This window comes from Heyndrickxia coagulans DSM 1 = ATCC 7050, assembly GCF_000290615.1.
GTDB classification, from domain to species: domain Bacteria; phylum Bacillota; class Bacilli; order Bacillales; family Bacillaceae_C; genus Weizmannia; species Weizmannia coagulans.
This window is the reverse complement of record NZ_ALAS01000130.1, coordinates 1-1739: the sequence shown is the minus strand read 5'-3', so window position 1 is coordinate 1739 and position 1739 is coordinate 1. Positions and strand designations below refer to the sequence as shown.

1 protein-coding gene is annotated in these 1739 nt (G+C 41.7%); it reads left to right on the top strand.

The window, feature by feature from the left end; genetic code table 11:
• Positions 1-1512, top strand: a 1512-nt coding sequence (locus IC21_RS07120; RefSeq protein WP_235801108.1) for a transposase, incomplete at its 5' end; no start/stop codon positions are given.
• Positions 1513-1739: the final 227 nt, after the last annotated feature.

Sequence of the window (1739 nt, the reverse complement as noted above, 5' to 3'; positions counted from 1 at the left end):
CTAAGATATAAGTACTACCAAATATCCAAGTATCCTAGGAGTGATTTCATGACTATTTCTAGTCTAACACAAACCAGAGATTTATCAATACAAAAAAATTTGATTCCCCACAATTGGCAAGACTACGCTGATATACCCTTTGTCATTCCAGCCGTGTGTTTTCCATGGGAGATTTTTAAACCGGTTGAACGAGATTACTATACCCTTTTATACTTGCACTTAAAAAATGAAAGAGCACATGATCATTCCGATGAAATCCAGCCAGCACTATTTTCAATACCCGAGGAAGAAGATAAGTCTGCGTCTCTATTATTTCATCCCTCTCCCGCAGGGAGAAAACCGCATCCTTTCATGCCCTTTTTTCGTGCTTTTGAACTGGCCCCTTTACAATATATTGAAGTGATGGTTGAGAGTGTCTATTTACAAGTGAAATCAAACCCGCTATTTGCCGCCATGTGTGGATTTACGGAGAAAATTCCGAGTTACCGTTCCTTTGCTCGCTTTGATCAAATCATGACAACAAATGATCTTTGGGAAAAAGCTCGACTATTGGTGGTTGAATATAATAAAGGGGAAGGCGTGGTTGAAACGGTTGAGGAAGCAGCCGCCGTGGATACATCACATATAGAGGCAGAAGCAACGTTGAATAAAACAATGAAAACGTGTTCTTGCGAAGGAGATTGTGATTGCCCTAGAATCCTTACGGATGATAACGCAGGGGTGATGCGTAAAAGTACTGCAGTCTCCTATATTGCGCATAAATTATCAATGGTATGCGGAGTGAAATCCGGCTTGCCTTTGACACGGGAAGTATTCAAAGGAAATACACCTGATGGGAAAACATTAGAAACGACATTGGAGACGTTTAAGGCGGAGAACCCCGAAATGGTTGAGCAGTTAGACTTTATCTTGGCAGATGGAATCTACCAAACGCCGGAAAATCAAAAAGTGACAAAGGACGTATTACAGGCGAAATTGGTGTCACCCATCAACCCACGGAGTCGTAAAGATAAACCAACTGCCGCCCGGGGAATTGAAAAAATCAATCGGTACGGCATCCCCGTCTGTATCAGTGAACATAAAATGGAACTTAGAGGATCTGATTTGGAAAAGGGGCAATATATTTACACTTGTCCTGTATTTCATCCAAATGCCAAGCAAAAAGGACTCACCTGCCCTCTGGCGAATCACGTGGAATGTTGTAATGGAGCAGCACAAGGAAGAGTATTTCGGATGGACTTTGATCAAACGCCTCAAGTAGACGTCGAGTTGCCCCAACATGGGCGGAAATTTAAAGTGTTATATAGTGCCAGAACGATCATCGAACGAATCTTTGGCATTCTAAAAGACGGATACAGTCTCCGTCGTGTTCACAAGCGTGGAAAACAGGCAGTTGAAGCGCATGTAGATCGATGTATGATATCTATGCATATCATGGCAAATATGGCGTACCATCAAACAGGAAAGGCCAATTGTGGATGGACACGCCATCGACTACAAAGAGCAAATTAAGTTATTCACAGGTGGATATGTGAATAAGTCCAATGAAGCGTCTCCTTTCCACAAAGGGCATTGAAAAACCCATTTTGTGAAGGCAGGATACGTATGCCCTTTTTTGGAGAAAAAAATGCCCATTTTATTTCTGCTGAATTTGAAAACCTGGAAGAAAAGAAAAAAACAGGATCATTAATTCTCTAGAGCCTCGTTCAAGGGTAATTTTTTATTTTGGCAGAGGCTCT